This window comes from Micromonospora yongxingensis (genome assembly GCF_052601155.1).
Window position 1 is genome coordinate 180,371 of sequence record NZ_JBQXEO010000004.1, and the last position, 21,649, is coordinate 202,019.

The 21,649-nt window shown below is 70.4% G+C and carries 20 protein-coding genes and 2 tRNA genes; 13 read left to right on the forward strand and 9 right to left on the reverse strand.

From position 1 onward, the window contains the following. Positions 1-458 precede the first annotated feature (458 nt). From rsmG to rpmH, 6 genes are all read right to left on the reverse strand, one after another. Positions 459-1,214, reverse strand: a complete 756-nt coding sequence (gene rsmG, locus ACTWLT_RS08150) for a 16S rRNA (guanine(527)-N(7))-methyltransferase RsmG (RefSeq protein ID WP_445317849.1) — start codon at positions 1,212-1,214, stop codon at positions 459-461. A gap of 106 nt (positions 1,215-1,320) precedes the next feature. Next, complete coding sequence (locus ACTWLT_RS08155; RefSeq protein WP_445317757.1) at positions 1,321-1,941, reverse strand: Jag family protein; 621 nt, start codon at positions 1,939-1,941, stop codon at positions 1,321-1,323. Between the two features lie 211 nt (positions 1,942-2,152). Next, positions 2,153-3,139 carry a membrane protein insertase YidC gene (gene yidC, locus ACTWLT_RS08160; protein WP_252417151.1) on the reverse strand — a complete coding sequence of 329 codons (987 nt, stop codon included), beginning with the start codon at positions 3,137-3,139 and terminating at the stop codon, positions 2,153-2,155. A gap of 2 nt (positions 3,140-3,141) precedes the next feature. Beyond that, positions 3,142-3,435: a membrane protein insertion efficiency factor YidD gene (gene yidD, locus ACTWLT_RS08165; RefSeq protein ID WP_252416947.1), complete on the reverse strand. Its 294-nt coding sequence runs from the start codon at positions 3,433-3,435 to the stop codon at positions 3,142-3,144. Beyond that, complete coding sequence (rnpA, locus tag ACTWLT_RS08170) at positions 3,432-3,848, reverse strand: ribonuclease P protein component (protein ID WP_445317758.1); 417 nt, start codon at positions 3,846-3,848, stop codon at positions 3,432-3,434. Before rnpA ends, yidD begins: the two co-directional genes overlap by 4 nt. 34 nt (positions 3,849-3,882) lie before the next feature. Further along, positions 3,883-4,020, reverse strand: coding sequence for a 50S ribosomal protein L34 (rpmH, locus tag ACTWLT_RS08175; protein ID WP_007453904.1), 138 nt, complete (start codon positions 4,018-4,020; stop codon positions 3,883-3,885). Between the two features lie 630 nt (positions 4,021-4,650). Between rpmH and dnaA the strand changes: the two genes are divergently transcribed. From dnaA to ACTWLT_RS08200, 5 genes are all read left to right on the forward strand, one after another. Next, positions 4,651-6,480, forward strand: a complete 1,830-nt coding sequence (gene dnaA, locus ACTWLT_RS08180) for a chromosomal replication initiator protein DnaA (protein ID WP_445317759.1) — start codon at positions 4,651-4,653, stop codon at positions 6,478-6,480. A gap of 786 nt (positions 6,481-7,266) precedes the next feature. Beyond that, complete coding sequence (gene dnaN / locus ACTWLT_RS08185; protein ID WP_252416950.1) at positions 7,267-8,400, forward strand: DNA polymerase III subunit beta; 1,134 nt, start codon at positions 7,267-7,269, stop codon at positions 8,398-8,400. Positions 8,401-8,440: 40 nt separating this feature from the next. Continuing rightward, entirely contained in the window at positions 8,441-9,313 is an 873-nt protein-coding gene (gnd, locus tag ACTWLT_RS08190) for a phosphogluconate dehydrogenase (NAD(+)-dependent, decarboxylating) (protein ID WP_445317760.1), read from the forward strand. Positions 9,314-9,329: 16 nt separating this feature from the next. Further along, the gene (recF, locus tag ACTWLT_RS08195) at positions 9,330-10,463 is read left to right on the forward strand and encodes a DNA replication/repair protein RecF (RefSeq protein ID WP_445317761.1); all 1,134 of its coding nucleotides are present in this window, start codon (positions 9,330-9,332) and stop codon (positions 10,461-10,463) included. Next, positions 10,453-11,094 carry a DciA family protein gene (locus ACTWLT_RS08200; RefSeq protein ID WP_445317762.1) on the forward strand — a complete coding sequence of 214 codons (642 nt, stop codon included), beginning with the start codon at positions 10,453-10,455 and terminating at the stop codon, positions 11,092-11,094. Before recF ends, ACTWLT_RS08200 begins: the two co-directional genes overlap by 11 nt. Before the next feature lie 7 nt (positions 11,095-11,101). Here the strand turns inward: ACTWLT_RS08200 and ACTWLT_RS08205 are convergent, their stop codons facing one another. Next, a complete protein-coding gene (locus ACTWLT_RS08205; RefSeq protein ID WP_252416954.1) occupies positions 11,102-11,326 on the reverse strand; it encodes a hypothetical protein in 225 nt (74 codons plus the stop codon). A gap of 116 nt (positions 11,327-11,442) precedes the next feature. On the opposite strand from ACTWLT_RS08205, the gene ACTWLT_RS08210 reads away from it, so the two are divergent. Then, complete coding sequence (locus ACTWLT_RS08210; RefSeq protein WP_445317763.1) at positions 11,443-11,937, forward strand: MarR family winged helix-turn-helix transcriptional regulator; 495 nt, start codon at positions 11,443-11,445, stop codon at positions 11,935-11,937. Here the strand turns inward: ACTWLT_RS08210 and ACTWLT_RS08215 are convergent. Next, complete coding sequence (locus ACTWLT_RS08215) at positions 11,922-12,476, reverse strand: hypothetical protein (protein WP_252416956.1); 555 nt, start codon at positions 12,474-12,476, stop codon at positions 11,922-11,924. The two genes, ACTWLT_RS08210 and ACTWLT_RS08215, sit on opposite strands and share 16 nt — an antisense overlap. Positions 12,477-12,998: 522 nt before the next feature. Here ACTWLT_RS08215 and gyrB point away from each other — a divergent pair. The 7 genes from gyrB to ACTWLT_RS08250 all read left to right on the forward strand — a co-directional run bounded on the left by gyrB (position 12,999) and on the right by ACTWLT_RS08250 (position 20,463). Continuing rightward, entirely contained in the window at positions 12,999-14,945 is a 1,947-nt protein-coding gene (gene gyrB / locus ACTWLT_RS08220) for a DNA topoisomerase (ATP-hydrolyzing) subunit B (protein WP_252416957.1), read from the forward strand. A gap of 130 nt (positions 14,946-15,075) precedes the next feature. Then, positions 15,076-17,598: a DNA gyrase subunit A gene (gene gyrA, locus ACTWLT_RS08225; protein WP_252416958.1), complete on the forward strand. Its 2,523-nt coding sequence runs from the start codon at positions 15,076-15,078 to the stop codon at positions 17,596-17,598. A gap of 4 nt (positions 17,599-17,602) precedes the next feature. Further along, complete coding sequence (locus ACTWLT_RS08230) at positions 17,603-18,511, forward strand: DUF3566 domain-containing protein (protein WP_445317764.1); 909 nt, start codon at positions 17,603-17,605, stop codon at positions 18,509-18,511. Between the two features lie 150 nt (positions 18,512-18,661). Continuing rightward, a tRNA-Ile gene (locus ACTWLT_RS08235) sits at positions 18,662-18,735 on the forward strand. A gap of 42 nt (positions 18,736-18,777) precedes the next feature. After that, positions 18,778-18,906: a DLW-39 family protein gene (locus tag ACTWLT_RS08240; protein WP_208869723.1), complete on the forward strand. Its 129-nt coding sequence runs from the start codon at positions 18,778-18,780 to the stop codon at positions 18,904-18,906. Between the two features lie 43 nt (positions 18,907-18,949). Beyond that, positions 18,950-19,025 (forward strand) — tRNA-Ala (locus ACTWLT_RS08245). 22 nt (positions 19,026-19,047) lie between these two features. Further along, positions 19,048-20,463, forward strand: a complete 1,416-nt coding sequence (locus ACTWLT_RS08250) for a PP2C family protein-serine/threonine phosphatase (RefSeq protein ID WP_445317850.1) — start codon at positions 19,048-19,050, stop codon at positions 20,461-20,463. A 43-nt stretch (positions 20,464-20,506) separates the two neighbouring features. On the opposite strand, the gene ACTWLT_RS08255 is transcribed toward ACTWLT_RS08250, so the two are convergent. Then, positions 20,507-21,340, reverse strand: coding sequence for a hypothetical protein (locus ACTWLT_RS08255; protein WP_445317765.1), 834 nt, complete (start codon positions 21,338-21,340; stop codon positions 20,507-20,509). Between the last annotated feature and the right edge of the window lie 309 nt (positions 21,341-21,649).

Genomic DNA, 21,649 nt, shown 5'->3' on the forward strand with positions numbered 1-21,649 from the left:
GATGCCCGGCGAGCAGCCGTCGGCTCGGGGACCTCTGATCCGGTCGCGTGCCCACCGGGCTCGTCGCGTACCACCGGCGGATCGCTCTCCGCCGGCTGAGGCGACGACCCGGGCGACCAGCTGGGGTAGTCGGTTTCACGTGAAACAGGGTCGCTGGTTGACCCGGTCACGCGTGGATCGTCGTACCTACCGTCGTCATGCACCTGTCATCCCTGCCCGCTTCGGATGGTCGGTCCGCGCCCCGGTCACCTTGGCCGCACCCGCGCTCGCACCCCGGAGCGTACGACCCTCGGGAGCGGTCGGAGACCCGTGACGCCGCCGGCCGTTCCACACTATCGACGCGCGGTCAGCCTACGGCGGACGGGCGCGGCCGGTCCACGTCGGGTTCTCATCCCCTCGTCCATCCGCACCGGTACAACGAGGCAACCCACCGGCCGGACGCCCGATGGCGCGCACCGTCAGCGGCGACGGGAGCGTCCGCCCCGAGATCGCTTGCTGGCGGCCGGACGGGCCGGACCGACCATCCGCTCGCGGACGATCTCCACGACGGTGGCGGGTGGGTCGATCACTCCGACGCCGCAGAGGTGTACGGCCGGCTCCCCACCGCCGAGGCGTGCCACCACGTCGGCGTGCTCCTCGATCTCCGCTGCCGCGGACGAACCCTTGAGCGCCAGCAGCCGTCCGCCCCGCACCGCCAGCGGCAGGCTCCAGGCCGCCAGTCGGTCCAGTGGTGCGACCGCGCGGGCGGTCACCACGTCCCCGCTGATCGGCTCCCGGCCGCTCGACCCGCTGGCAGCCTCGTCGGCCCGACCGCGGAACACGCGCACCGTCCTGGTCAGACTGAGTCGCTCGACGACCTCGATCAGGAACGACGTCCGCCGGGCGAGCGGTTCGATCAGGGTGACGGTCAGGTCGGGGCGCGCGATGGCCAGGACCAGACCGGGTAGACCCGCACCGGAGCCGACGTCGAGCACGGTCGCCCCGGCCGGGATGCGCTCAGCGACCGCGGCGCAGTTGAGCAGGTGCCGGTCCCAGATCCGAGGTGCCTCGCGGGGGCCGATCAGACCCCGGACCACCCCGTCGGTGGCCAGCAGTTCGGCGTACGCGGCGGCAACGTCGAGGCGCTCGCCGAAGAGCGCCAGGGCGGCCGGAGCCAGCTCGGGCGGCAGCGCCGCGTCGGCCGGCGGCGGCGTACCGCCACCCGCCCCGTCCAGCGCCGGATCGGTGCCCGGGGACTCGGGCCGGACAGGGGACGGCCCGGGCGGCGTGCCGCCCGGGCCGGTCACGGCGTCGGCCGTGGTGTCGTCGTGGGTCACCCGGTCAGTCCACCGGCCGAACGACGATGCGGCGGCTCGGCTCGACACCCTCGGACTCGCTCGCCACACCGGACATGGCGTTGACCACGTCGTGCACGCACTTGCGCTCGAACGCGGACATCGGCTCCAGCCGGACCGGCTCGCCGTACTCCTTGACCTTCTCGACCGCGTTCTTGGCGACCGCGGCGAGTTCCTTACGGCGGTTCGCGCGGTAGCCGCCGACGTCGAGCAGCAGGCGGCTCGGCGTCCCGGTCTGCCGGAAGACGGCGAGCCGGGTCAGCTCCTGGAGCGCTTCCAGGGTGGCTCCGCGCTGACCGACCAGGTTCTGCAGTCGGGCGCCGACCACCTCGACCACCGGGCGGCCGCCGGCGACCAGCTCGTCGATGTCGCCGTCGTAGTCGAGGATGTCGAGCAGCCCCTCCACGTAGTCGGCCGCGATCTCGCTCTGCCGGAACAGGTCGCCCTCGCCGACCGCCTTCTTCGTACGGCCGCCGGCGCCGGCCTCGGTGTCGTCGGACTCCGGGGCGTCGGTCTCGTCGTCGTCGTTGTCGTCGTCCACCGCGAGCGGCGCGGTCTCCTCCTCGTCCAGGGACTGCTCGGCGCGGGGGATGCTGGTCTCGGTCACGGTCTCATCTCCGTACTCGCTCGGCCGGACCGTCGGGTCCGCTGGTTTCCCGGGGCCGGCGGGAGGTCGCCGGTGCCCACGGGCACGTCTGTACGGGCAGTGTCGCCCGTGGCCGCGTCACGCGCGGTCGGTTCCGCCCGGCGCCGGCCATACGGCGGCTGCGCGGTGCGGAACGGGCCGCCGCCGGTTGCCCGGCGACGGCCCGGACGGGTCAGCCCTGCCGCTTGGCGGGGCGGCTCTTCTTCGGGTTCACCGGCTTGGCGCCCGGCTTCGGCCCGGCCACCTTGGGCGCGGTCGCCTTGACCGGCGCCGGCGGGGCCGACTTGCCGCGGCCGAACAGGCCGCCGGACTTGGCGGGCTGGACGGGGTTGCGGGTGCCAACGGCGGGGGTGGTCTTCTTGGCGGTCACCGGCGGCGGGAACTTGCGCAGCACCCACTGCTGCTGGCCGAGGGTGAAGAGGTTGTTGGTGACCCAGTAGATGATCACGCCGATGGGGAAGATCGCACCGGAGATCAGCAGCGACGCCGGGATGCCGTAGAGCATCAGCCGCTGGATCATCCGCTGCTGCGGGTCTTCCGCCCAGCCGGTCTTGAGGATCATCTGACGGCTGGTCAGGTAGGTGGTCGCGATCATGACCAGGACCAGGATGCCGGCGATGACCTTGACGGTGGTGCCGTTGGCGCCGAGGCGGGCCAGCTCGTCCGCGGTGGAGCCGAACTTGCCGGCGATCGGGGCGGTGAAGAGCTTCGCCTGGGAGGCGCTCTCGAACTGGTCGGCGGTCCAGCCGTAGAGGGTCTTGCTCTGCTTGGCCGGGTCGAGCCGGCGCAGCACGTGGAAGAGGCCGAGGAAGACCGGGATCTGGAGGAACATCGGAAGGCAGCCCATCAGGGGGTTGGCCTTTTCCTTCCGGTAGAGCTCCATCATTTCTTTCTGGAGCGTCTCCCGGTCACCCTTGTGCTTCTCCTGCAGCTCCTTGACCTTGGGCTGCAGCGCCTGCATGGCCCGCTGCGACTTGATCTGCTTGACGAAGACGGGGAACAGGATCACCCGGACGGTGACCACCAGGAAGACGATGGCCAGAATCCAGGCGAAGTTGGTGCCGATCACCGCGCCGACGGGCACCCCGATGGCGTCCCAGGCAGAGTGCCAGGTCAGCAGGATCCACGAAATCGCGTAGTAGATCCAGTCGAGACTCAGACTCAATTCGGGGCTCCAGTCACATCAGCACGTCGGCGGCCGCCCGGCTCCGGCACCGGGTCATGTCCACCAGGGTGAAAGGGGTGGCAGCGCAGCAACCGCCGGACCGCCAGCGCGGCTCCCCGGAGCGCGCCGTGCCGGGCTACCGCCTCCTGGGCGTACGCACTGCACGACGGGTAGAACCGACAGCGGGCCGGCAGTGCCGGACTTATCCACCGACGGTACGCGATGATGGGCGCGATCAGCACCTTGGCACCGGTCGACTGCGGGCGCGGGGTGGTCGGGCCGGCACTCATCTGGACCGCCGCTCTCGGGGCGACCGGGCGGCCGCGATGGCGGCGTCCAGGTCTGCGGCGAGTCGGGGGTACGACGCGTCGGCAGCGGCGGGCAGCGCCCGGACGACCAGGGTGCTGTCGGCGGGAAGTGCGGCCAGCCGCTCCCGCACCAGCGCCCGCAGGCGGCGCCGGACCCGGTTACGGACCACCGCGTTGCCGACGGCCTTGGACACGACAAAGCCGGCGCGGGCCGGGGCGGAGGACTGCTCCGCACCGGTGTGCCGCGCCGGCTCCGGCGAGGTCGGTGTGCTGGGGGCCACGGGCGCCGGCACGGTCAGGTGGACCACGACGGCGCCTCGTCCGGCGCGTCGGCCACCGCGAACCGCTGCGGCGAAGTCAGAACTGCGCCGCAGTCGCTGTGCGGCGGCCAGCACGACTGCCCACGTCCCCTGGACCGGCCCGGTCGGCTCAGGCCGACAGGGTGGTGCGACCCTTGGCGCGACGGCTCGACAGGATGGCACGGCCGGCACGGGTGCGCATGCGCAGCCGGAAGCCGTGGGTCTTCGCGCGCCGGCGGTTGTTCGGCTGGTAGGTGCGCTTGCTCACGTCAGGCTCTCCGTTTTCGTACGCGCCCCGCGCGACGGGATCGCCGGGGTCGTGGGGTGGTCCAGGCCACCTCGACGGTGGCCCCCGATCGGTGCTGCCCGGCGGAGCGGGACCTCGGCGTTGCGGGGATGCGACCGCGGACAGCAAGCACCCATCACCCTAGCAGAGGGCGAAATAGCAGCCGCTCCAGCCTACGCAGGGGTGCAATGACCGTCAAACACCCCGCGGCGGCGGACACTGGGACGCGCCCGGGACCGAAGCGGCCGTTTTCGCTGATGCCGAGAAGGACCCGGGCACGTCGCCGGTTGATGGCGCAGGGACAACGCTGTTACCGTGCCCGATTGCGGTGAGCGTCGGATGCTCCGGTCGTCGCGCGCAGGCAAGACCGGACAAGGTAGTGAATCGTTCGGCACGGTGAACCCGCTTCAACGCCCGTTCAGGCAGGGGCAGGTCCCACCCGCGTCCGGCGGGAGGCCACAATCGGTCGGTACACAGGCTGTGGATAACCTGTGGACGACCACTGGTCAACCGTCCGGGTGGGTGATGTTCCACCCGCGAACGCGGCGGGCCCGGGACGGCCGGCTGGCAGACAGCGGCGGCCGGGAGCAGAGGCGAGGGGGTGGCACGACGGTGGCCGGTACGACCGACCTTGCCGCGGTGTGGTTAGCGGCGACCGACGAGCTCGCCGACGAGATCATCTCCGCCCAGCAGCGCGCCTACCTCCGACTGACCCGGCTGCGGGCGATCGTCGAGGACACCGCGCTGCTCTCCGTCCCGGACGCGTTCACCCGGGACGTGATCGAGTCACGGCTGCGTCCGGCGATCACCGAGGCGCTCACCCGCCGGCTCGGCCGGCCGATCCAGGTGGCGGTCACCGTGCGGGTGGCCGAGGACGCCGCGGGCCGCCCGGCCGGCACCGTCTACCGCAGTGCCCCGGAACCGGGGCCGGTCGACGTCGAGGGTCCCCCCGCCGGGCCGTTCGACGACGACCCTGCCGGACGACCGAACCCCGAGGGCCGCGTCCCCGAGCAGCAGCACCCGACGCGAGCTTCCGAGCCGGGCCCGCCACCGGCGCCGGCCGGTCCGCCCGCCGCGTCCAGCCTCGACGGGCACCGGTCGGGTCTGATCCCGACCAGCCGGGACGGGCAGGAGGCGCTGTTCAGCGCCGCGTTCGTGGAGCCGCAGCGGCCGCCCCGGTCGGGCCCGGACCGGCGCTCCTACGACGAACAGACCGCCCGCCTGGACCCGCCCGGCCCGGACACCCGGCCCTACGAGCCGCGCTACCGGGAGGACGCGGCGTCGCCGCGGGACCAGCACGTGATCCGTGCGCTTCCTCGGGACAGCGGAACGGACAGTGGCCCGGGCCGCAGCGGCGTGGACCACCGGGCGGGAGGCCGCGACGATCGTCGGCTGCCCGGCGCCGACACCGGCGGCAACCGGCTCAACCCGAAGTACATGTTCGAGACGTTCGTCATCGGTTCGTCCAACCGGTTCGCCCACGCGGCGAGCGTGGCGGTGGCCGAGTCGCCGGCGAAGGCGTACAACCCGCTGTTCATCTACGGCAGCTCCGGGTTGGGTAAGACGCACCTGCTGCACGCCATCGGGCACTACGCCACGACGCTCGGCAACGCCCGGTCGGTGCGGTACGTCTCGACCGAGGAGTTCACCAACGACTTCATCAACTCGCTCCGGGACGACAAGACCAGCGCGTTCCAGCGGCGCTACCGCGACGTCGACATCCTGCTGATCGACGACATCCAGTTCCTGGAGAACCGCGAGCGCACGCAGGAGGAGTTCTTCCACACCTTCAACACCCTGCACAACGCCAACAAGCAGATCGTGATCACCTCGGACCGGTCGCCGAAGCAGTTGGCGACGCTGGAGGATCGGCTGCGGACCCGGTTCGAGTGGGGTCTGCTCGCCGACATCCAGCCGCCGGACCTGGAGACGCGGATCGCGATCCTGCAGAAGAAGGCGGCGCAGGAGCGGCTCTACGCCCCGCCGGACGTGCTGGAGTTCATCGCCTCCCGGGTGTCGAACTCGATCCGGGAACTGGAGGGCGCGCTGATCCGGGTGACAGCGTTCGCCAGCCTGACCCGGTCGACCGTCGAGCTGTCGCTGGCCGAGGAGGTGCTGCGGGACTTCATCCCGGACGGCGCCGGCCCGGAGATCACCGCGGACCAGATCATGGTCTCCACGGCGGACTACTTCGGGGTGAGCCTGGAGGACCTGCGGGGTCAGTCGCGCTCCCGGGTGCTGGTCAACGCCCGCCAGGTGGCCATGTACCTGTGTCGGGAGCTGACCGAGCTGTCGCTGCCCCGGATCGGGCAGGCCTTCGGTGGCCGGGACCACACCACCGTGATGCACGCCGACCGCAAGATCCGTCAGCAGATGGCCGAGCGCCGCTCGCTCTACAACCAGATCGCTGAGCTGACGAACCGGATCAAGCAGAACACCTGAGGGGTACGTAAGCCGACGCGACGGCACGCAGCCCCGGGAACACGCCCGGCCGGACCTCCGGCCGGGCGTTCTTTTCGTCTTCGGCGCCGTTCCGGCTTGACCCTCGACATGGTGTAGACCACAGCATCGACGCCGTGTCCGCCTCGATCCTCGCTCGTTGTCCACAGCTCGTTGTCCACCGACGGTGGATAACTACGGTCCGTCCCACGCCGGTTACCCACAGGCTGTGGAGAAACCCTGTGTACGACGCTGTGGACGCTTGGGGACAACGTCGCCGTTGTCCACCGGCAAGCGTCGCCCTGTGCACGACCTGTTGAAGGTTCTGGGGATGACGGCAATGGTGATCTTCTCGGTGATCCACAGGCATGGGGAGAAAGTCGGTGGATTACCGGTGGACAACCGGTGGACAACGGTGGACAACCAGCCGCCGCAGCCGGGCTGTGGACGAACCAGGCGGTTGTACCCCCGGTTCTCCACAGGCAAATCACCGGTGGATAACCTGTCTGAGCTGCGCAGACCCGAGTTCTCCACAGTTTGCACAGGTGCGATGAAGACGATGAGTTATCTCTTCTAAGAGAACAAAAACCAATCATCACCGTTGGACTTTCTGTGGATCGGGCCGAGCACTGCCGGATCAACCCGTCAGCACCGACACGAACCACGGGGTCGGGCGCACAGCCGATGCCCCCGCGCCCTAAGGTGCGATGGGTACCCGCACGGTTGGGCGGGACGGTAGGCAGCGGTCGGCATGAGAGAGTTGTCGCTGACGTCGACGCGGAGGCATTGATGAAGTTCCGAGTGGAGCGCGACGCGCTCGCCGAAGCCGTGGCCTGGACCGCGAAGAGCCTGCCGAACCGGCCATCCGTACCGGTGCTCGCTGGTGTGATGCTTCGCGTCACCGACGGCAACCTGCGGGTCTCCGGGTTCGACTACGAGGTGTCCAGCCAGGTCACCGTCGAGGTGCAGGGTGACGCCGACGGCGCCGCGCTCGTCTCCGGTCGCCTGCTCGCCGAGATCACCAAGGCGCTGCCGGCCAAGCCCGTGGACATCGCCGCGGTCGGTGCCCACCTCGAGCTGGTCTGCGGCAGCGCCCGGTTCACCCTGCCGACCATGCCGGTGGAGGACTACCCCGCGCTGCCCGAGATGCCGCAGAGCGCCGGCACGGTCGACGCCGCCGCGTTCGCCACCGCCGTCGCCCAGGTGGCCGTCGCCGCCGGCCGTGACGAGACGCTGCCGATGATGACCGGCGTCCGCGTCGAGCTCTCCGGCAGCACCCTGTCGATGCTCGCCACCGATCGCTACCGGTTGGCGCTGCGTGAGATCCAGTGGCGGCCGGACGACCCCGAGGTGAGCATCAACGCCCTGGTGCCGGCCCGCACGCTGAACGACACCGCCAAGGCGCTCGGCCCGCTGGGTGGCGAGGTCACCCTCGCCCTCGCCCAGGGCGCCGCGGGCGAGGGCATGGTCGGCCTCGCGGGCGGCACCCGGCGCACCACCAGCCGGCTGCTCGACGGGGCCAACTACCCGCCCGTGCGCTCGCTCTTCCCCGCCACCCACAACGCCGAGGCACGGGTGCCGGTCAGCACGTTGATCGAGGTGGTCAAGCGGGTCGCGCTGGTCGCGGAGCGGACCACCCCGGTGCTGCTCAGCTTCAGCGCCGACGGGCTGGTCGTGGAGGCCGGCGGTTCCGAGGAGGCCCGGGCCAGCGAGGCGATGGAGGCCACCTTCACCGGTGAGGCCCTGACCATCGGCTTCAACCCGCAGTACCTCATCGACGGCCTGGCCAACCTGGGCTCGCAGACGGCCATGCTCTCGTTCGTCGACGCCTTCAAGCCCGCGGTGATTTCGCCCGCCGGCGAGGATGGCGAGGTCATCCCCGGGTACCGGTACCTCATCATGCCGATCCGCGTGTCCCGCTGATCGCGCCCAGCAACACCCAGATCCACGGAGGTAGGAACACATGCAGCTCGGCCTGGTAGGACTCGGCCGGATGGGCGGCAACATGCGCGAGCGGTTGCGGGCGGCCGGCCACGAGGTGGTCGGCTTCGACCACAACGCGCAGCTGAGCGACGCGGCGAGCCTGGCCGAGCTCGCGGAGAAGCTCGAGTCGCCGCGCGCGGTCTGGGTCATGGTTCCCGCCGGTGTCACCGACGCCACCATCGACGAACTCGCCGGGGTGCTCGGTGAGGGCGACATCATCATCGACGGCGGCAACTCCCGGTTCAGCGACGACGCCCCGCGGGCCGAGCGGCTCAACGAGCGCGGCATCGGTTACCTGGACGTCGGTGTCTCCGGCGGCGTCTGGGGCCGGCAGAACGGCTACGCGCTGATGGTCGGCGGGGCCGACCAGCACGTCGAGCGGCTGATGCCGATCTTCAACGCTCTCAAGCCGGAGGGCGAGTTCGGCTTCGTGCACGCCGGGCCGGTCGGCGCCGGGCACTACTCCAAGATGGTGCACAACGGCATCGAGTACGGCCTGATGCACGCCTACGCCGAGGGTTACGAGCTGATGGCGGCCTCCGAGCTGGTCACCAACGTGCCCGGGGTCTTCAAGTCCTGGCGCGAGGGCACCGTCGTGCGCTCCTGGCTGCTGGACCTGCTGGACCGGGCGCTCGACGAGGACCCGGAGCTCACCGAGCTGAGCGGCTACACCGAGGACACCGGCGAGGGCCGGTGGACGGTCGACGAGGCGGTCCGGCTGGCTGTGCCGCTGAACGTCATCACCGCCTCGCTGTTCGCCCGCTTCGCCTCCCGGCAGGACGACTCGCCGGCCATGAAGGCCGTCGCCGCGCTGCGCCAGCAGTTCGGCGGCCACGCCGTCCACAAGCGCTGAGCGGTATCCACAACCTGTGTACGTCCACCGGCTGGAACTGGTCGATTTCCGCTCGTACGAGCGGGTGGGCGTCGACCTCCAGCCGGGGGCCAACGTCCTGATCGGCGCCAACGGCGTCGGCAAGACCAACCTCGTCGAGGCGTTGGGCTACGTGGCGACCCTGGACTCGCACCGGGTCGCCACGGACGCGCCACTGGTCCGGATGGGCGCCACCTCGGCGGTGATCCGCTGCGCGGTGGTGCACGACGGGCGGGAACTCCTGGTGGAGCTGGAGATCGTGCCCGGCAAGGCCAACCGCGCCCGGCTGGGCCGTTCGCCCGCCCGGCGGGCACGTGACGTGCTCGGTGCCCTGCATCTGGTGCTCTTCGCTCCGGAGGATCTGGAGCTGGTCCGGGGCGACCCGGCCGAGCGTCGCCGCTACCTGGACGACCTGCTGGTCAATCGGCAGCCCCGGTACGCCGGTGTGCGGGCCGACTACGAGCGGGTCGTCAAGCAGCGCAACGCCCTGCTGCGTACCGCGTACCTGGCCCGCAAGACCGGCGGGTCGAGGGGCGGTGACCTCGGCACCCTCGCCGTCTGGGACACCCACCTGGCCCAGCACGGCGCGGAGCTGCTCGCCGGCCGGCTGGAGCTGGTGGCCGCGCTGACACCGCACGTCGCCAAGGCGTACGACGCGGTGGCCGCCGGTCGGGGGGCGGCGGGCATCGCCTACCGGCCGTCGATCGAGCTGGCCGAGCTGACCACCGACCGGGCCGCGCTGGCGGAGGCGTTGACCGCGGCCCTCGCCGCGTCCCGCTCCGCCGAGATCGAACGGGGCACCACCCTGGTGGGCCCGCACCGCGACGAGTTGGCGCTGACCCTGGGCCCGCTGCCCGCCAAGGGGTACGCCAGCCACGGCGAGTCCTGGTCGTTCGCGCTGGCGCTGCGACTGGCCGGGTACGACCTGCTGCGTGCCGACGGTATCGAGCCGGTGCTGGTGCTCGACGACGTCTTCGCCGAGCTGGACACCGGGCGCCGGGAACGGCTGGCGGAGCTGGTCGGCGGGGCGAGCCAGCTGCTGGTCACCTGCGCGGTGGACGACGATGTGCCGGCTGCCCTGCGCGGCACCCGCTACCAGGTCGGCGAGGGGACGGTACGACGTGTCGGATGAGTCGGGCACCAGCAAGGGTGACGCCGGCCGGCGGGCCGGTCCGGGCGACGGGGCGTCCGCGCGTACCGCCGGATCGGAGGCGACCGGCGGCGCCGACGGCGGCGGGCCGGCGGCGGCCGCCAGCGGGCCGGAGCTGGCCCGGGCGGTGCTCGACGCGGCGCTGTCCCGGCGGCAGGCGGCGGCCCGCGCCCGGCGTACCCCTGGCGGCGGGAGCGGCGACGGCGCCGGCGGCTCGGGACGGCGGCTGCGCGGCTACTCCGGCCCAGGCCCCGACCCACGTGACCCGCAGCCGCTCAGCGCGGTGCTGAACCGGCTCGTGAAGGCGCGGGGCTGGCAGCAACCGGCGGCCGAGGCCACCGTGTTCGGCGCCTGGGAGCGGGTGGTCGGCGCGGAGGTCGCCCAGCACAGCCGGCCGGTCAAGCTGGAGAACGGCGAGTTGACCGTGGAGGCCCGTTCGACCGCGTGGGCGACCCAGTTGCGGCTGCTGGCCGGCTCGCTGCTCAGGCAGATCGCCCAGGAGGTCGGCCACAACGTGGTGCGCAAGCTGCACATCCACGGCCCGGCCGCACCCTCCTGGCAGAAGGGGCCGCGTCGGGTGCGCGGCCGAGGGCCGCGGGACACCTACGGCTGAGCCGGCGTCAGCTCCGCCGGTCGGCCTCGCGGGCGGCGCGCTTGCGTGCGCGCTGTTCCCGGGTGTAGCGCTTGCGCTCTTCGAGGTCGCGTTTCCACAGCTCGCGGGCCTGCGCCGAGCCGCCCTGCACCGCTCCCTGGACCTCGGCCGGCCCGGCGAGGTGCCGGTAGGCCCAGCGCATGAAACGGCCTCCCTCGCCCGGTGACCTGGTGGCCGCGCCGTCCTCGCTCATCTGCCGCCCTCTCCTGCGTCGCCACTCCGCCCGCCGCCCGGACAGATGCTTGGGGCACCAATGCTTGGTGCACCAACCATCGGTACCATAGCCATCGTGCTTGGGGAGGGCAACCGATGAGCGAACGACCGGACGGCGTCGACCCGCTGGCCCTGGAACAGCAGGTCTGCTTCGCGCTGTCGGTGGCCGCACGGAGCGTCGTGGCCGTCTACCGGCCGCTGCTGGAGCCGATGGGCCTGACCCATCCGCAGTACCTGGTCATGCTGGCGCTCTGGCAGCACGCGCCGCTGTCCGGCCGCGACCTCAGCCGTCTCCTGCAGCTCGACCCCGGCACCCTGTCACCCCTGCTCAAGCGGCTCGAAGCCGCCGGCTACGTGCGCCGTGAGCGTGACGCCGCCGACGAGCGCAGCCTCGCGGTCACCCTCACGGCGAGCGGGGCGGCGCTGCGCAGCCGGGCGGAGCTGATCCCGGCCGCGATCGTGCAGCGGCTCGGGTTGCCCCTGGAGGACCTGCAACACCTGCACGCGGTGCTCACCCAGGTGATCGCCGCGGCGAACCGGCCGGGCGCCGACCAGCCCGCCCCGGACCCGGCCGGTCAGGCGTCGGCGTAGACGGCGAAGCCGCGCTCGGCGCAGCGCCGGTAGAACGCGGCGAGCACGCCCAGCTCCGCGCAGGTGAAGTTCCACTGCGGCGGGTTGCCGCTCTCGTCGCGCAGGGCGTCGAGTCGGTTCTCCAGCCACCGCAGCTGCTGCTCGGCCAGCCGCCCGTCGCCGAGCAGCGAGCGCAGCACCGTGCTGACCGATTCGAAGGTGACCGCCTCGCCGTGCGGGCGGTGGCCGGCCACGAACCGCTCTATGCCGCCGGCGATCCAGGCGCAGCCGTCCGGATCGATCACCGGATCCTCGTCCTCAGCCGCGGCGTCTGTGGCGTACAACACACCTTCGAGGCCGAGCAGGAGATCCACCAGCTCGGTGTAGGCGGTCGCCCGGACAGTGCCGGTCTTCGCGATCAACTCGGCCAGGGCGGCTGTGGGCGCGGAGATTCGCGGCAGGTCGACGATCTCGCCGAAGTCGACGAACTCGGCCGGCGCGACCGGATCGTAGAAGCGGCCGGTCCGCGGCCAGTGCACCGCGACGTTGTCCAGCCCCATCTGTCACCTCTTAAAGAGCACGTGTCGGGTCGATCGGGTCGATAGTCCCGGTTCCGGCCCGTAAAGATCAAGGCCGCTTCCGGGGCGCCGCAAACGTACGGCACCGGCGATCCGACCGCGACCCCCGACCCGCCCGACCGCGGGTCAACCCGTCCGGCGGCGGCGCGTCCGATCGGAGCGTGGCGTGTGGGGGGAGTCGTGGGCAATGGGGTTCTGCCGGCTACGGCTTTCTCAGCCGCCTCGTTGAGGGTGCCGAGTGGTGGTTCTGTCCTCCGCGCACAGTAGGATTGACAGTGAGACGAAGACCCGGTGCGGAGCGAGGGACGGGGCCGGTGGCCCCAACATCATTCTCCACGTCGGGTCGAGCCGATCGCGATCCGCGGGCAACCGCGGCGACCGGCGCGTTCGACCCGCTGTCCGGAGGTCTCCGGCACCGGTCCGCGCGCCGACGTCGCGTCCTGTCCGCCGAACCCGCGCCCGACGCGCCCTCCTGGCGCGGACGACGCGAGAAAGTGGCCGAGGGTGGCAGCGCAGGACAAGCAGGAGTACGGCGCAGAGTCGATCACCGTTCTTGAGGGGCTGGAGGCGGTCCGCAAGCGGCCCGGTATGTACATCGGGTCCACCGGCGAACGCGGCCTGCACCACCTCGTCTGGGAGGTCGTCGACAACGCTGTCGACGAGGCGCTGGCCGGATACTGCGACACCATCGACGTGGTGCTGCTGGCCGATGGCGGGGTCCGGGTCACCGACAACGGCCGTGGCTTCCCGGTCGACCTGCACCCGAAGCTCAAGAAGCCGGGCGTCGAGGTCGCGCTGACCGTGCTGCACGCCGGCGGCAAGTTCGACGGCAAGGCGTACGCGGTCTCCGGCGGTCTGCACGGTGTCGGCGTCTCCGTGGTGAACGCGCTCTCCACCAGGATGGCCGTGGAGATCCACAAGTCCGGCTTCGTGTGGCGGCAGCAGTACAACAACTCCAAGCCCGGTCCGCTGGACAAGGGCGAGACCACCGACCGCACCGGTTCGGCGGTCTCCTTCTGGCCCGACCCCGACGTGTTCGAGACCGTCGACTTCGACTTCCAGACGATCTACCGGCGCCTGCAGGAGATGGCCTTCCTCAACCGGGCGCTGCGCATCCACCTGCTCGACGAGCGGGTGGCCGAGGAGGAGGACGGCCGGCAGCGCGAGGTCACCTTCTACTACGAGGGCGGCATCGCCGACTTCGTCCGGCACCTCAACGCCTCGAAGAGCCCGATCCACAAGACCGTGGTCGAGTTCGACGCCGAGGAAGAGGGCATGTCGGTCGAGATCGCCATGCAGTGGAACGAGTCGTACGGCGAATCGGTCTACACCTTCGCCAACACGATCAACACGCACGAGGGTGGCACCCACGAGGAGGGCTTCCGGTCCGCGCTGACCAGCGTGGTCAACCGGTACGGCACCGACAAGAAGCTGCTCAAGGGCGACGAGAAGCTCTCCGGCGAGGACATCCGGGAAGGGCTTGCGGCGATCATCTCGGTCAAGCTGGCCAACCCGCAGTTCGAGGGCCAGACCAAGACCAAGCTGGGCAACACCCCGGTGAAGAGCTTCGTCCAGCGGATCTGCAACGACCGGCTGGTCGACTGGTTCGACCGCAACCCGGCCGAAGCCAAGATGATCATTACGAAGGCATCGCAGGCGGCTCGCGCCCGGATCGCCGCGCAGCAGGCGCGCAAGCTGGCCCGGCGCAAGTCGCTGCTGGAGTCCGGCTCGATGCCCGGCAAGCTGGCCGACTGCCAGTCCACCGACCCGCGTGAGTCCGAGGTGTTCATCGTCGAGGGCGACTCGGCCGGCGGCTCGGCCAAGCAGGGGCGCGACCCGCGGACCCAGGCGATCCTGCCGATCCGCGGCAAGATCCTCAACGTGGAGAAGGCCCGGATCGACCGGGTGCTGAAGAACAACGAGGTCCAGGCGCTGATCACCGCGCTGGGCACCGGCATCCACGACGACTTCGACATGGAGAAGCTGCGGTACCACAAGGTGGTGCTGATGGCCGACGCCGACGTCGACGGCCAGCACATCCAGACGCTGCTGCTCACCCTGCTGTTCCGCTTCATGCGTCCGCTGGTCGAGTTGGGCCACGTCTACCTGGCCGCTCCGCCGCTCTACAAGATCAAGTGGAACAAGAAGGGCGACGACGCGCAGTACGCGTACTCCGACCGTGAGCGGGACGGTCTGATCGCGCTGCGCCAGCAGAAGAAGCCGAACGCGAAGCCGGACGACATCCAGCGCTTCAAGGGCCTCGGCGAGATGAACTATCCCGAGCTGTGGGAAACCACGATGAACCCGGCAACGCGTACCCTGCGTCAGGTCACGCTCGACGACGCGGCGACAGCCGACGAGTTGTTCAGCGTGCTGATGGGTGAGGACGTCGAGGCGCGCCGGTCGTTCATCCAGCGCAACGCCAAGGACGTCCGGTTCCTGGACATCTGATGGACCGCGGTGGGTCGGTCGGGTCGTACCCGACCGGCCCACCGATCCACAGAGTTATCCACAGCTTGGCCGGTATCCACAGCCGTTATCCACAGCACGAAAACGACTCTGAGTCTGATAAGGGTATACAGTGACCGATTCTCCCGAGTCCACACCGAACGAGCCCGAGGTCCCCGCCGACGCCATCGCCGCCGTGGTCGCGCACGACCGGATCGAACCGGTCGGGCTTGAGGTGGAGATGCAGCGCTCCTACCTCGACTACGCGATGAGCGTCATCGTCGGTCGAGCGCTGCCGGACGTCCGGGACGGGCTCAAGCCGGTCCACCGCAAGATCCTCTACGCGATGTTCGACTCCGGCTACCGGCCGGACCGGGGCTACGTGAAGTGTTCCCGGGTGGTCGGCGACGTGATGGGCCAGTTCCACCCGCACGGCGACTCGGCGATCTACGACGCCCTGGTCCGCATGGCGCAGCCCTGGTCGCTGCGCTACCCGCTGGTGGACGGCAACGGCAACTTCGGCTCGCCGGGTAACGACCCGGCCGCCGCCATGCGGTACACCGAGTGCAAGCTCGACCCGCTGGCCATGGAGATGCTGCGGGACATCGACGAGGACACCGTCGACCTGCAGGACAACTACGACGGCCGGGCCAAGGAGCCCACCATCCTGCCGTCGCGGATCCCGAACCTGCTGGTGAACGGCTCCGAGGGCATCGCGGTCGGCATGGCCACCAAGATCCCGCCGCACAACCTGCGCGAGATCGGCGCGGCGGTGCAGTGGTGCCTGGAGCACCCGGAGGAGGACGAGGAGACCACCCTCGAAGCCCTGCTCGGCATCGTGAAGGGTCCGGACTTCCCGACCCACGGCCTGATCGTCGGCACCACCGCCATCCAGGACGCCTACCGCACCGGGCGCGGCTCGATCCGGATGCGCGCCGTCGTGGAGGTCGAGGAGGACAAGCGCGGCCGGCCCTGCCTGGTGGTGAGCGAGCTGCCCTACCAGGTCAACCCCGACAACCTGGCCGAGCGGATCGCCGAGCTGATCAAGGAGGGCAAGCTCGCCGGGATCGCCGACATCCGCGACGAGTCCTCCGGGCGTACCGGCATGCGGATCGTGCTGGTGCTCAAGCGCGACGCGGTCGCCAAGGTCGTGCTGAACAACCTCTACAAGCACACCCAGCTCCAGGAGACGTTCGGCGCCAACATGCTGGCCCTGGTCGACGGGGTGCCGCGCACCCTCAACCTGGCCCAGTTCATCCGCTACTACGTCGAGCACCAGATCGACGTGATCCGCCGGCGGACGGCGTTCCGGCTGCGCAAGGCCGAGGAGCGGGCGCACATCCTGCGCGGTCTGGGCAAGGCGCTGGACGCACTGGACGAGGTGATCGCCCTGATCCGGCGCTCGCCGACGGTGGACGACGCCCGGCAGGGCCTGATCCGGCTGCTGGAGATCGACGAGATCCAGGCGACCGCGATCCTGGACATGCAGCTGCGTCGCCTCGCCGCCCTGGAGCGGCAGCGGATCGTGGACGACCTGGCCAAGCTGGAAATCGAGATCGCCGACCTCAAGGACATCCTCGCCAAGCCGGAGCGGCAGCGGCGGATCGTCTCCGAGGAACTGGGCGAGATCGTCGCCAAGTGGGGCGACGACCGGCGCACGCAGATCATCCCGTTCGACGGCGAGGTCTCGATGGAGGACCTCATCGCGCGGGAGGACGTGGTCGTCACGATCACCCGGACCGGGTACGCCAAGCGGACCAAGGTCGACCTCTACCGCTCGCAGCGGCGTGGCGGCAAGGGCGTCAGCGGCGCCACGCTCCGGCAGGACGACATTGTCAGCCACTTCTTCGTATGCTCAACGCACGACTGGATCCTGTTCTTCACGAACAAGGGCCGGGTCTACCGGGCCAAGGCGTACGAGCTGCCGGAGGCCAGTAGGGTAGCCAAGGGCCAGCACGTGGCAAACCTGCTCGCCTTCCTACCCGACGAGCAGATCGCGCAGATCATCGAAATCCCGAACTACCAGGTGGCCCCCTATCTGGTACTGGCCACGAAGAACGGCCTGGTGAAGAAGACGCGTCTCGAGGAGTTCGACTCCAACCGTTCCGGCGGAATCATCGCGATCAACCTGCGCGATGAGGACGAGCTGGTCGGTGCGGCGTTGGCTGCCCCGGACGACGACCTGCTGCTGGTCTCCAAGAAGGCGCAGGCCATCCGGTTCAACGCCTCGGACGAGGCGCTGCGGCCGATGGGTCGGGCCACCTCGGGTGTGATCGGCATGCGCTTCACGGACGACGACGTCCTGCTCGCCATGGAGGTCGTTCGGGAGGGCCTGGACGTTCTGGTGGCCACGAACGGGGGATACGCGAAACGTACCCCGATCGAGGAATACCCGGTGCAGGGCCGGGGAGGTAAAGGCGTGCTGACTGCCAAGATCACCGAGCGGCGCGGTGGTCTCGTCGGCGCGGTCGTGATCGACCCGGACGACGAACTGTTCGCGATCACGAGCAACGGTGGTGTCATCCGGACTCCGGTGAAGCCTGTACGCCGTACGCGTGACCGGAACACAATGGGGGTCAAGCTGATGGACCTCCCGGACGGCGTGACTATCGTGGCGATTGCTCGCAATGCCGACGAGCCTGACGAACAGGACTAGTTGAATGACGGAGACACAGGCGAAGTCGGGGAACACGGGGACCTCGGCCAACCCGGTCGACGAGGAGGCCGCCAAGGGCGGCACACCAGCGACCGGCCGCGCGGCCGTGGGCCGGGCGACGGTCCCCGCCGACGCGCCTGCCCCGAAATTCACCCGGGCTCCCGGCATGACACCACCGCCGGACCAGCCCGGCGAGGACGGCGGGTCGGGCGACAAGACCGAGACGTCCGTCGAGGCGCCGGCCGCCCCCGGCACACCCCCGGCGGCGGCACCGGCCTCGGCTTCGGCCCGTCCGTCGACCACCCAGCCGATCAACGTCCGGGCCGGTCAGGCGGCGTCCACCGGGGCCACCGGCACCCAGCCGCGGATCACCCCCGGCATGACCCAGCCGCAGCCGGACCAGGGCCGTGCCACCCCTGCCGGCCGCCCGGCCAGCGGCGGCGGCCTGCCCCCGGGCATCGGCAACGCGTCCGCCGTCGGGGCGGCCCGGGTCGGTGACGCGGTACGCGCCGCGCGTACCTCGGTCAGCTCGGCCGCGTCCCGCGGACCGCGCCGGGCCCGGCTCAACCTGAAGCGGATCGACCCCTGGTCCGTGATGAAGTTCGCGTTCGCCGTCTCGGTGGTGCTCTTCATCGTGGTGGTCGTCGCCACCTCGGTGCTCTACCTGGCGTTGGACGCGATGGGCGTGTTCCAGAGCGTCAACGACAGCCTGAGCGACCTGGTCAACGCCGGCGGTGGGCAGAGCACCAACGGCTTCCAGATCACCGCCAAGGGCGTGATCCTCAGCTCGGCGCTGATCGGCCTGGTCAACGTGGTGCTGTTCACCGCGCTGGCCACGCTGGGAGCGTTCGTCTACAACGTCTGTGCCGACCTGGTCGGCGGGATCGAGTTGACCCTCGCCGAGCGGGACTGAGCGATCGGAGCGCCGGAGCGCCGCGTAAAGCGGTCGCTCCGGCGCTCCGCACTCGGTTAGGTTCTGGAGGCGTCAACGGCCCGGCTCGCAGGCCCGGACCCCGATTTGGGGCCGGCCCCGCGGATGGGTTAATCTTGCTCGTCGCAACGCGGGGCTATAGCTCAGTCGGTTAGAGCGCAGAGCTGATAACTCTGAGGTCGATGGTTCGATTCCATCTAGCCCCACCGCAGGTCGTCCGACGGTAGTCGAGCGCGAGGGGTCGCCCCATGTTCAAGAAGCTGCTGATTCTTGCCGGCGTCGTCGGCGTGGCCGCCGTCGTGTTCAACAAGGTCAAGGCGTCCAACGACGAGCGTGCCCTGTGGCACGAGGCGACCACCGCGCCCGACCTGCGCTGAGGTCCGGCACGGCGGCGAGTGGTAGGCGGCGCCGCCCGCCCACGGGGCCCTAGCTCAACTGGCAGAGCACTGCCTTTGCAAGGCAGGGGTTAGGGGTTCGAGTCCCCTGGGCTCCACCAGCACTTTCTTTGGTTGATCGCGGTGTCGGGTACAGCCAAGCGCTCATGTGCCGTTCCTTCGCCTGGCCTCTGGCTGACGGGGTCCGACTCACCAGGCGTACGCCTGCGGGGCTTCGCCCGGCGTCGAAATGCTGGGCATGCGGTTCCTACCAGCATCTGGTCTAGGCTCCGCCGCGTGACCGAGAACGATGTGAGCGGCGTGAATCTCGACGATGTGCTGCTCGCGGTGGAGAAGGCCGCCCCGGTCGACGCCGTGCAGGCGGTGACGCGCAGCATCGGGATGAGCCTCGACGCTTCGTGGGTGTCGTTCCTCGTGGCGGACATGAGCGGCCGCGCCCTCGTACGCCTGATCCACGTCCCGATCGGCGACCTGCCCGGCGGCCGACGGCAGGACGAGGACGTCGCGATGGTGCTGCCCTTCGACGGCGGCCCGCAGGAGCAGGCACTACGCGCACAGCATGTGCTGGTCGAATACGTCGGTGACCAGTACGTGGTGCGCGCACCTGTCACCCAGCGTGGCGAGGCCATCGGTCTGTTGGAGATCGCACTGTCTGCCGCACCGACCGCCGCGGTCGTGCAGCAGGTGTCGCGGGCCGCACACACGCTGGCGTTCGTGGTGATCGCCAACCGTCGACACACCGACCTGTTCGAATGGGGCCAACGAACGAGTCCGTTCACCCTCGCCGCGGAGATCCAACGGCGGCTCCTACCCTCGTCGTTCACCTGCGAAGCCGACTCGTTCACCCTGGCCGCGTGGCTGGAACCGGCAGCCAGCATCGGCGGCGATACCTTCGACTACAGCCTGGCCCGCGACCTGCTGCACCTGAGCATCACCGACGCGGTCGGCCACGGCGTGCACAGCGCGCTCACCGCGACCCTGTGCGTCAGCGCACTACGCAACGCCCGCCGCCGCGGCGGCACCCTGCTTCAACAGGCACAGGCCGCAGACCAGGCGCTCATCGCCAATGCTCCCTCCGGGTCGCCCTTCGCCACCGGGCTCCTCGGCCGCCTCGACCTGTCCACCGGGATCCTTCACGTCGTCAACGCCGGGCACCCCACACCGCTGCTCGTCCGCGACGGCGTCACCCAAGCCGTGGCACTGCCCGTCAATCGACCCTTCGGGGTGCTTCGCCACAAGCCCTATCAACTTGCCGAGATCGAGTTGCGACCCGGCGACCGTCTGGTGCTGCTCACCGACGGCATGCTCGAACGCGGCGCCGCCGCCCTCGACCTGTCCACACGACTGCAACACCTGAGCGAACTGCACCCCAGAGAGGTGGTTCGCGTCCTCGCCGACCTCGTCCTCGAAGTCGCCGGACCCGTCCTACCCGACGACGCCTGCCTACTGATCCTCGATTGGCACGGAGGGCACGGCAACACTCGTCACACCACAGCCGGCGCCGACCCTCACCGGGCCAGCAAACCCCACGGGGATTAGCAAGCGGGCGGCGGCGCCGAGCGCAAGAGAACGTCCCTGGTGGCTAGCCCGGCTGCCGGCGGTTCAGGTCGGCGCAGTCGTCCTCGTCCGGCAACAGCAGCCGAATGAGGACGACGACGCCCCCGGACTGCTTCTCGCCGCTCCGCCACTGGGTGCCCAGGGGGGTGCCGCGGCCGAGTGCCTCGATGGCCGGCACCGCTGCGCCGCTGCGCGTCGTGCACTCGCCGAGGTCCGTCCGGACGCCGGCCAGGAGATCTCCGTCCGCCCACCGCTGCTCGGGCACACGGCTGACGCCCCCGACGGACCAGCCGCCGGTTGCAAGCACGGCGACCCGATCCGGTTGGTAGCCGGTGGTCGGACCTGCGGGGACGGCGAGCTGCTGTATGGTGCGGCGGAACTCGGCTATCCGGCGGCGCGCCCCGGTCTCGAACCCTCGCCCGAGGGAGACCACGGTGGTGGTGCGCAGGTGCCCGGCCGACCGCAGCTCGGCGACCAGCAGTGTCCCGTCGGTGGTCTCTCCCCGATCGGGAAGGTGCCGGGAGCGGCCGAGCCCGGCGGCGTGTGCCAGGCGGTAGATCTGCCGGTACCGATCCGGGCTGAGGGTGAGCTCCCAGGCCCGGTGCAGCGAGCCGTTCCAGCCGTTTCCGACGATCACCCGGCCGCCGCCATAGAGGCTGAACTCCGGCAGCTCCGCCAGCTCTGGCGGCCCGCTCATACTCCGCCACAGGTGTAGCTGGAGTACCAGCGTGTCTGGATCGGACGGTGGTTCGGGGACGTCCCGTCCGCTGAAACGCGGTGTCGAGCCGGTCAGGACGCCGGCCGAGATGATCGCCACGACGAGGGAGAAGAAACCGGACAGCCGGGCGGGTGATCGCACCGGGATGTGACGCCGGACCACCGCAGCCGGTTCCGTGGTCTGGTTCCGCGCAGCTTGGCTAGCCAGCTTGTGCATCCAGTCGGACCCCGGCCCTCTCCTCCATCTCCCTCACGAAGTCCCGCTTGTCCCGTGTGTAGCGGGCGGGATCGGCCGCGCGCCGGGCAGCGAGGTCTCGTTTCAACGCGACGTACGAACGAGCGTCCTCGGCGTAACTCGCTGGCCAGTCAGGGTCGTACGCCTGAAGGTGAACCCCCGCTGCGTGATACCACCGTGCTTCTGGCCGCCCGCTCATGCGCCCTGTCTAACGGG

Coding starts and splice junctions, on each gene's coding strand:
- gnd (WP_445317760.1), top strand. CDS start 8,441: ATGCAGCTCGGCCTGGTAGGACTCGGCCGGATGGGCGGCAACATGCGC.
- ACTWLT_RS08230 (WP_445317764.1), top strand. CDS start 17,603: ATGACGGAGACACAGGCGAAGTCGGGGAACACGGGGACCTCGGCCAAC.
- ACTWLT_RS08210 (WP_445317763.1), top strand. CDS start 11,443: ATGAGCGAACGACCGGACGGCGTCGACCCGCTGGCCCTGGAACAGCAG.
- ACTWLT_RS08205 (WP_252416954.1), bottom strand. CDS start 11,326: ATGAGCGAGGACGGCGCGGCCACCAGGTCACCGGGCGAGGGAGGCCGT.
- dnaN (WP_252416950.1), top strand. CDS start 7,267: ATGAAGTTCCGAGTGGAGCGCGACGCGCTCGCCGAAGCCGTGGCCTGG.
- ACTWLT_RS08240 (WP_208869723.1), top strand. CDS start 18,778: ATGTTCAAGAAGCTGCTGATTCTTGCCGGCGTCGTCGGCGTGGCCGCC.
- yidD (WP_252416947.1), bottom strand. CDS start 3,435: ATGAGTGCCGGCCCGACCACCCCGCGCCCGCAGTCGACCGGTGCCAAG.
- ACTWLT_RS08215 (WP_252416956.1), bottom strand. CDS start 12,476: ATGGGGCTGGACAACGTCGCGGTGCACTGGCCGCGGACCGGCCGCTTC.